This window comes from Variovorax sp. HJSM1_2 (assembly GCF_049316285.1).
Classification (GTDB): domain Bacteria; phylum Pseudomonadota; class Gammaproteobacteria; order Burkholderiales; family Burkholderiaceae_C; genus Rhodoferax_B.
The window spans coordinates 45,219-54,210 of the sequence record NZ_JBMOXA010000032.1; the positions used below are offsets into that span (position 1 = coordinate 45,219).

Sequence of the window (8,992 nt, forward strand, 5' to 3'; positions counted from 1 at the left end):
CAGCAAAATAAAGCGCATCAACCTTCATCCCTCGAAAGTACCGCGCCATGAAAAAATGTCTCATAGTGATCGACGTGCAAGAGTCGTTCCGCCACCGCCCGTTCTTCACCGAGGACGCCCTGCCGGCCTATCTGCAGGCGCAGAACGCGCTGATTGAAGGCTGCGTGCGCGCCGGTGTGCCGGTGGTGCGGGTGTTGCACAGCAGCGGTGCCAACACGGTAGAAAACCCGTTTTCTGCCGCCTCTGGTCACGTGCGCCCACTGGAAGGTCTGGTCGATTTCACTCCCGCCGCTACTTTCACCAAAAGCCGCCACAGCGCGCTGGTGGGTACGGGGCTGGATGTGTGGCTCACGCAAAACGGTGTGCAGCGCTTGTTGGTCAGCGGCATCCGCACCGAGCAGTGCTGCGAAACCACCACGCGCCATGCGTCCGACCTGGGCTGGGAAGTGGATTTTGTGCTGGACGCCAACCACACCTGGGACATGACGCAAGCCGACGGCAGCAGATTGGCGGCGGCAGACATCAACACCCGCACGGCCACCGTGCTGGCGGGTCGCTTTGCGCGCGTCGTCAACTCCGCACAGGCACTGGAAGAACTGGCGGTGGCCGCGTGACCCTGCAAGTCCAAATCCTCGCGTTTGACGATGTTGAAGCGCTAGACCTGGCCGGCCCGTACGAGGTCTTCACCACCGCCACCCGCATGGGCCTGCGTGTGCGGCCCGACGCAGCACCACGCTTCAACGTGGTGTGTGTGGCACGCGACAACGCCACTGTGCGCGCCCGCGCGGGCTTGTCCATCGTCGCCGAACACAGCTTTGCCAACGCGCCCCGGGCCGATGTGCTGATCGTGCCCGGCGGCGTCACCACCCAGGCCGAAGCCTGCGCCGCCACCCGTGCCTGGATCGCCCAGGCCAGCGCGCAGGCGCAGATCACCGCATCGGTCTGCACCGGCGTTTTTCTGCTGGCAGAGAGTGGCGTCCTGCAGCCGGGCGAACCGGTTACCACACACTGGGAAGACATGGCCGAGCTGCGCCAGCGCTACCCCTGGCTGAAGGTGGAAGACGCGCCGCGCTGGGTCGACAACGGCCGCATCGTTACCTCAGCCGGCATCAGCGCCGGCATAGACATGAGCCTGCACCTGGTGGCGCGTTTGGCCAGCCCGGCCTTGGCCGAACGCACGGCGCGGCAGATGGACTACCCCTACCGGCCCGAGCCGCTTTGAAGCCCCGATGAGCACACCCGGCCCTGGCCCCATACAAGTCTTGTTTGTGCTGCTCGACAGCAGCCTGGTGCTCGACTGGGCCGGTCCGGCCGAGGCCTTGCGCATGGCCAACCAGGACCTGCTGGGCAGCGGCGCGGCGGCGCGGTTCACGCTGGCATTCGTCAGCCCCACAGCGCAGACCCAGGGCTCGGTCGGCATCACCCTCGCCGGCCTGGCGCCCCTGCCCGATCTGAGTCCGGGAGACACGCCGCCCACCTGGGTGGTGCTGGTGGGCATGCCGGGCAGCACCATCGACGTCAGCAGCGAAGCCGCGCGCACATTGCTGCATTGGCTGCGCGGCCTGCGCCTGCAGCGCGAGCGCCTGGAGCTGGTCGCGATTTGCGCCGGTGCGTTGCTGGCGGCGCACGCCGGCCTGCTGGCCGGGCGTCGCGCCACCACACACCACCACCATCTGGCCGAGTTGCAGCAGGTGGAAGCACGCTGCGACGTGGTGGCCAACCGGGTGTTTGTGGAAGATGCACCGGTCTATAGCAGCGCCGGGGTGACCGCCGGCCTAGACCTGATGCTGCAGCGAATTGGCGACCACTGCGGTGAAGCACTGGCCGCACGTGTGGCCCAGCGCATGGTGGTGGGCCTGCGGCGCAGCGCACACGACCCAGAACTGTCGCCTTTCCTCGCCCACCGCAACCACCTGCATCCGGCGTTACACCGCCTGCAGGATGCGGTCAGTGCCCAGCCGCAAGACGACTGGAGCGTGCCGCGCATGGCGGCGCTGGCGCATGTGTCGCCGCGCCATCTGGCACGGCTGTTTCTGGAGCACACCGGGGTGTCGCCGCTGCAGTATCTGCGTGGCCTGCGTTTGGCCTTGGCGGAACGTGTGTTGCGCGCGGGCGGCAACGTCACCCAAGCCGCGGCCGATGCGGGCTTCACGTCGGACACACAACTGCGGCGAACCTGGCGCCAGGCCGGACGCAGCGCGCCGCCGTCGCAGTGGCCACGTGGCACTGGTGCCACTGGCGGCACTGGCACTGGCGGCACTGGCACTGGTGGCACTGGCAGTAGCGCAACAACACACCGCGCCGGCGCAACGCAAGCACTAGCAAATTAAGAGCATCTCACGCTTTCCCAGCATGCGCTGGCGGCCGATCTTTCTTGCGGTATTTTGAGTGGCGCGCTGAACCCAGCCTCGACCGCGCTTCAAGCCGCCTGGTCGGCCATCACCGTCGCCAACACCTTGTCAACACGGCGGCCGTCCATGTCGACGACCTCAAACGTCCAGCCGGCGCATTCAATGGTCTCGCCTGCGGTGGGCAGATGACCCGAGACCGACAATAACAAACCAGCCACGGTGTTGTAGCGGCCGCGGTCTTCTTCGGGCAGCTCGGCGCGGATATCGAGCTGGCTCTTCATCTCGCCTATGGGCATCAGGCCGTCCAGCAGCCAACTGCCATCGGCGCGCTGCGTGGCCCAGGCGTCCCCCTCGGTTTGCGGGCGCAGTTCGCCGGTAATCGCCTCCAGCAGGTCACGCGGTGTCATCATGCCTTGCACCACACCGTACTCATCGACCACAAACACCACACGTGCGGACTTGGCGCGGAACTGCTCCAGCAGCTCCATGCCGCTGAGGGTTTCGGGCAAAAAGACTGCCGGCTGGGCATGTGTATCAATGCTGCCCGCATGTGTGGAGCCCAATTCGAGCAGGCGGGCGACGCTGATCACGCCCACCACGTCATCCAGAGAGCCACGGCACACGGGATACCAGGAGTGGGTGCTGCGTTCACCGCCACTCGCGGCTTTTTCCAGGGCTTGAGCCACGCTGCTGCTCGCCTCCAGCCAATCCATGTCGGCACGCGGCACCATCAGCGAGGTCAGAGGACGGTCATCCAGATGGAACACGTTCTGCACCATCCGGTGCTCGTGTTCCTCAATCACACCGGCTTCGCGGCCTTCATCCAGGCTGGCGGAAATTTCTTCTTCCGTCACCGAACGGCCCGCCGCATTGTCGACCTGCAGCAGCTTCAACACCGCCATGGTGCTGAGCGACAACAGGCGCACAAACGGTTTTGCCACGCGCGCCACCCAGGTCATGGGCCGCGCCACAAAGCGCGCCACAGGCTCAGGGTAAAGCTGGCCGATGCGCTTGGGCACCAGCTCACCAAACACAATCGTCACAAAGGTGATCACCGTGATGACCAGGGCAGTGGCGGTGATTTCTGCCGGCTGCCCCGGAACCCCCAGGCCTTGCAGCCAGCGGGCCAGGCTTTCACTGAAGGCCGCTTCGCCCAAGATGCCGTTGAGCATGCCGATGGAGGTGATGCCGACCTGCACCGACGAAAGAAACTGGGTCGGATCGTCCAACAGCTTGAGTGCGGCCTGCGCCCCCTTGTCGCCGGTTTCGGCCATTGCCGCGAGCCGCGCCTTGCGGCTGGATGCGAGTGCCAACTCGGACATGGCAAACACACCATTGAGCAATGTCAAAAACGCGATCAGCAGGAAATCCATGGAAGCAATGTGAGAATGAACACCATGGCAATGTACTTGATCGGTGACATACAAGGCTGCGATGCTGCGCTGGAGCAACTGTTGCAGAAGATTGATTTCTCGCCCAGCCGCGACACACTGGTACTGCTGGGCGACCTGGTGAACCGCGGTCCCAGTTCGGCGGCCGTGCTGCGCCGCCTGGCGGGTTATGGCGCGGCCGCGCGTTGCCTGCTGGGCAACCACGACCTGCATCTGCTGGCCGCCGCGTACGGCGTGCGCCCGGCGCATAGGCTGGACACACTGCAAAACATCCTCACCGCACCCGATCGGCAGGCCATGCTCGATTGGCTGCGCCAACAAAACATGGCCTTGCTGGAACACGTAGCCGGCGCGCCGCTGCTGATGGTGCATGCCGGTGTGTTGCCAAGCTGGAGCGCGAAGAAAACCATCAGTCTTGCCGCCGAGGTCGAGACCGTGCTGCGTGGCCCTGCCCTGCCCGACTTTCTGCGCCAGATGTATGACAACCAGCCCGACCAATGGAGCGACGCGCTGCAAGGCATGGAGCGTATCCGCGTCATCGTCAACGCGCTCACCCGCTTGCGTTTTTGCAGCGCGGACGGACGTATGGAGTTTGACAGCAAAGAAGGCGCGGGCTCTGCCCCCGAGGGCTATATGCCGTGGTTCGATGTGCCACACCGGCGCACGGCGGATATCACCGTGGCGTTTGGCCACTGGTCGACACTGGGCTGGCTGGAGCGGCCCGATGTGTGGTCGCTAGACACCGGCTGTGTGTGGGGTGGCAAGCTCAGCGCCTTGCGTGTGGGCGCCAGGCTGGCTGAGCACACCTTGGTGCAGGTGCAGTGCGCCCAGGCGCAACAGCCCGGGAAATAAGCCGCCGAAAAAAAAAGCGCAAGCCTCAGGCTGCGCTTTCTTGATCTCACGCCTGGCGCGTGTGGACCGAACCGGGCTTAAACGTCGGCGGTCACATTCACCGGGGCGACTTCCACCTTGGCCTGGAACAAAGCCGCCACTCGGCGCTTGGGCTTGATGTTGGTCGAAATACCCTTGCCCATGTTCTTGCGCATGGAGGCTTCCCAAGCCGGCGCGGCTTCGCTGGGCGCGGCGCTTGGCTCATAGGGTTTGTCGAAAAACGGATCCCGCGAGGCACGTGGTGTGCTCGGGCGCGGGCTACGCGCGGGCGCGCCGCTGCCACGGCTTGGGCGCAGCTCGTCGATCACGTCGCGCGGATCATCGCCACCCCAGGCACGGCGGCCATCGTTGAGGCGGCCCTGGGTCTTGATGCGCGGCGTGTCTTCTTCGAACTCCACGGCTTCCAACTCGATCTTGGTGCGTATGAGTTTCTCGATATCACCCACCAGACGCGCATCGGAGCTGGCCACAAAACTCACCGCCAAACCAGAGGCGCCAGCACGGCCGGTGCGGCCAATGCGGTGTACGTAGTCTTCGGCGTTGAACGGCAGGTCGAAGTTGAACACGGCAGGTACGTCCTTGATGTCCAGCCCACGCGCGGCCACGTCGGTACACACCAGCAGATCGACCTCGCCCTTCTTGAACGCGTCCAGGGCCTTCAGGCGTTCGTCCTGGCTCTTGTCGCCATGCAGGGCGGCGGTCTTCAGGCCGTCACGCTCCAGTGAACGCGCCAGACGCGCGCAACCCAGCTTGCTGTTGACAAAGACAAAGGCCTGCTTGTTTTCGCGCGCCCTGATGATCTGCAGCAAGGCGCGGCGTTTGTCGTCGGTGTTGACGCTGTAGAAGTGTTGTTCCACCGTCGAGGCCGTGGCGTTGGAGCGCGCAACTTCGATGGTCACCGGATCTTGCAGGTAGCTGTTGGCCAGGCGCTTGATCTCGGGTGAGAACGTGGCCGAAAACAGCAGCGTGGTGCGCTGCTTGGGCAAGTAGCTCAAGATGCGCTGCAGATCGGGCAGGAAACCGATGTCGAGCATGCGGTCGGCTTCGTCGAGCACCACATACTCAACCTGGTTCAGCACCGCATTCTTGGCTTCGATGTGGTCCAGCAGACGGCCCGGCGTGGCCACCAGAATCTCCACGCCCTTTTTCAGCTCGGCGGTTTGCGGCTTCATGTCCATGCCGCCAAACACCACCGTGCAACGCAGGCCCGTGTGTTTGGCGTATGACTTGATGGCCTGGGCCACCTGGTCGGCCAGCTCTCGCGTGGGCAGCAACACCAAGGCCCGCACCGGGTGGCGTGCGGGCGAGGTGGAATGGTTTTCGTGCCGCAGCATGCGTTGCAGCAGGGGCAACGAGAACGCCGCAGTTTTACCCGTGCCCGTTTGGGCGGCGCCCATCACGTCGCGCCCTTGCAGCACAACGGGAATGGCTTGCGCCTGGATGGGCGTCATGGCCGTGTAACCCATGTCGGCGACGGCACGGGAAAGAGGTTCCGCAAGCTGCAGCTGCGAAAAAGAATCCAAAGGGGTATCGATCATCAAATCCAGCATTGATAGGCTATCAAGTTGATAGCACATTGCGCGCAATCGGCAATGGGAAGTCCATCATTATCGTATAAAACGGAAAATCACTCTCGTAGACCGCCTTTGACGCAGGGTCACCTGTGCCCTGAAAAGCCAAAAGCCAGCAGATCTGAACGATCTGCTGGCTTTTGCCAAAGGCGCAGCAAAGGCAGGTGAGTTGAAACTCAGTGCTTCACGGAACCGGCTTCGGTGCTGGGTGGCGTGACTTCCACGTTCACCTTCAGCGCCACGGTTTCCACCGGCGATTCATCGTCAGACAGCGGCGTGGGCATGGTTTCCAGCGCCACTTCCAGCACCTGGTCTATCCATTTCACCGGCACGATTTCCAGACCGTTCTTCACGTTCTCAGGAATGTCCTGCAAGTCCTTGGCATTCTCTTCCGGGATCAACACGGTCTTGATGCCACCGCGCAATGCGGCGAGCAGTTTTTCCTTCAATCCGCCAATGGCCGTGACTTCACCACGCAGGGTGATTTCACCGGTCATGGCCACGTCGCCGCGCACTGGAATACCGGTGAGTGCGGAGACAAAAGCCGTGGTCATCGCAGCGCCAGCGCTGGGGCCGTCTTTGGGCGTGGCGCCATCGGGCACGTGGATGTGGATGTCCTTCTTCTCGAACACTTCGTCCTTGATGCCCAGGCGGCGCGCGCGGCTGCGCACCACGGTGCGCGCGGCCTCGACCGATTCCTTCATCACGTCGCCCAGCGAGCCGGTGCGGGTGATCACACCCTTGCCCGGCATCAGCGCAGCCTCAATGGTCAGCAGATCGCCACCGACTTCGGTCCACGCCAAACCGACCACCTGGCCGACTTGGTTTTGCTGCTCGGCACGGCCATAGGTGTACTTGCGCACGCCTAGGAAGTCGTTCAGGTTGTCCGGCGTCACCACGATTTGCGGCGTCATCTGCTTGAGCAGCAAGGCCTTGACGACCTTGCGGCAGATCTTGGAGAGTTCACGCTCGAGCGAACGCACACCGGCTTCGCGGGTGTAGTAACGCACTACATCACGCACGGCGGCTTCGGTCACCAGCAACTCTTCTTCCTTCACGCCGTTGTTAGCCAACTGCTTGGGCAGCAGGTACTTCACGGCGATATTGGTCTTTTCGTCTTCGGTGTAGCCCGACAGGCGAATCACTTCCATACGGTCCAGAAGGGCCGAAGGAATATTCATGGAGTTGGAGGTCGCCACAAACATCACGTCGCTGAGGTCGAAGTCAACCTCTACGTAGTGGTCACCAAAGGTGTGGTTTTGTTCGGGGTCGAGCACTTCCAGCAGCGCGCTCGAAGGGTCGCCACGGAAATCCGTGCCCAGCTTGTCGATTTCGTCCAGCAGGAACAACGGGTTGCGTGTGCCCACCTTGTTCAGGCTTTGCAACACCTTGCCAGGCAAAGCGCCGATGTAGGTGCGACGATGGCCGCGAATTTCGGCCTCGTCACGCATGCCGCCCAGCGCCATGCGCACGTATTTACGGCCGGTCGCCTTGGCAATCGATTGGCCGAGCGAGGTCTTGCCCACGCCAGGAGGGCCAACCAGGCACAGGATAGGCGCCTTGACCTTGTCGACGCGTTGCTGCACCGCCAGGTATTCCAGGATGCGGTCCTTGACCTTGTCCAGACCGTAGTGGTCTTCGTTCAGCACGGTTTCGGCGTTGCCGAGGTTGTGCTTGATCTTGGTTTTCTTGGACCAGGGCAAGCCCACCAGCACGTCGATGTAGTTGCGCACCACGGTGGCTTCGGCCGACATAGGCGACATCAGCTTGAGCTTCTTCAGCTCGCTCTCGGCCTTCTTCAGCGCTTCCTTGGGCATCTTGGCGAGTTTGATCTTTTTCTCGATCTCCTCGATGTCCGCGCCCTCTTCGCCTTCGCCCAGTTCCTTCTGGATGGCCTTCACCTGCTCGTTGAGGTAGAAGTCGCGCTGGTTCTTTTCCATCTGGCGCTTCACGCGGCCACGGATCTTCTTGTCGACGTTCAGGATGTCGACTTCGCGCTCGAGCTGGCCAAACAGATTTTCCAGGCGTTCACGCACATCGGACAGATCCAGGACGACTTGTTTGCTGTCGAGCTTGAGTGGCAGATGCGCGGCGATGGTGTCAGCCAAACGGCCGGCGTCGTCGATGCTGGAGATGGAGGTCAGGATCTCGGGCGGGATCTTCTTGTTGAGTTTGACGTACTGGTCAAACTGCTGCATCACCGCGCGGCGCAATGCCTCGATCTCGGTGTGTTTTTGCGTCGCATCGGCTTGCGCCATAGGCGTGACATTGGCGCTGAAATGCGCCTCGCCGTCTTCGATGAAGTTGACACGCGCGCGCTGTTGCCCTTCGACCAGCACCTTGACGGTGCCATCGGGCAGTTTCAGCATTTGCAGAATGGTGGAGACACAGCCAACATCAAACATGTCGGTGACGAGGGGCTCGTCTTTGGCAGCGGCCTTTTGCGCCACCAGCATGATGCGGCGCTCGGCTTCCATCGCGGCTTCTAGGGCCTTGATGCTTTTCGGCCGCCCGACAAACAGCGGTATCACCATGTGAGGAAACACCACCACGTCGCGCAGAGGCAGCAACGGGAGTTCGATAGGTTCAGCAGGCAGAGAGAGGGTTCCGGACATGTAAATCCTTTGAAGATCCTGATGAATATGGACGTGTTATCGGAATTTTCAACCCAAGGTGAACGCTGACGTTCACCTAATTGACATTATTTCGTCGGTGGCAACCCCGATGCGGCCAACAGTCCTGCCAAGTCTGTCTTGGCCGGACTCAGGCTTTCTTGGCGGCTTCGCGG

The 8,992-nt window shown here is 62.6% G+C and carries 7 protein-coding genes; 4 read left to right on the forward strand and 3 right to left on the reverse strand.

The window, feature by feature from the left end; all coding sequences use genetic code 11:
• The first annotated feature begins 47 nt into the window (after nucleotides 1–47).
• From ACFQ95_RS23020 to ACFQ95_RS23030, 3 genes are read left to right on the forward strand one after another with little or no spacing between them, the layout of a single operon-like run.
• A complete protein-coding gene (locus ACFQ95_RS23020; RefSeq protein WP_422834845.1) occupies nucleotides 48–614 on the forward strand; it encodes a cysteine hydrolase family protein in 567 nt (188 codons plus the stop codon).
• Entirely contained in the window at nucleotides 611–1,222 is a 612-nt protein-coding gene (locus ACFQ95_RS23025; protein WP_422834847.1) for a DJ-1/PfpI family protein, read from the forward strand. The genes ACFQ95_RS23020 and ACFQ95_RS23025 overlap by 4 nt, the downstream gene beginning before the upstream one ends.
• A gap of 7 nt (nucleotides 1,223–1,229) precedes the next feature.
• Complete coding sequence (locus tag ACFQ95_RS23030; RefSeq protein WP_422834849.1) at nucleotides 1,230–2,330, forward strand: GlxA family transcriptional regulator; 1,101 nt, start codon at nucleotides 1,230–1,232, stop codon at nucleotides 2,328–2,330.
• 89 nt (nucleotides 2,331–2,419) lie between these two features.
• Here ACFQ95_RS23030 and ACFQ95_RS23035 read toward each other — a convergent pair whose 3' ends face one another.
• Nucleotides 2,420–3,724: a hemolysin family protein gene (locus tag ACFQ95_RS23035; protein WP_422834850.1), complete on the reverse strand. Its 1,305-nt coding sequence runs from the start codon at nucleotides 3,722–3,724 to the stop codon at nucleotides 2,420–2,422.
• Between the two features lie 24 nt (nucleotides 3,725–3,748).
• Between ACFQ95_RS23035 and ACFQ95_RS23040 the strand changes: the two genes are divergently transcribed.
• A complete protein-coding gene (locus ACFQ95_RS23040; protein ID WP_422834856.1) occupies nucleotides 3,749–4,594 on the forward strand; it encodes a symmetrical bis(5'-nucleosyl)-tetraphosphatase in 846 nt (281 codons plus the stop codon).
• A 77-nt stretch (nucleotides 4,595–4,671) separates the two neighbouring features.
• On the opposite strand, the gene ACFQ95_RS23045 is transcribed toward ACFQ95_RS23040, so the two are convergent.
• Nucleotides 4,672–6,171: a DEAD/DEAH box helicase gene (locus tag ACFQ95_RS23045; RefSeq protein ID WP_422834851.1), complete on the reverse strand. Its 1,500-nt coding sequence runs from the start codon at nucleotides 6,169–6,171 to the stop codon at nucleotides 4,672–4,674.
• Nucleotides 6,172–6,380: 209 nt separating this feature from the next.
• Entirely contained in the window at nucleotides 6,381–8,819 is a 2,439-nt protein-coding gene (gene lon, locus ACFQ95_RS23050; RefSeq protein ID WP_422834853.1) for an endopeptidase La, read from the reverse strand.
• Nucleotides 8,820–8,992 lie beyond the last annotated feature (173 nt).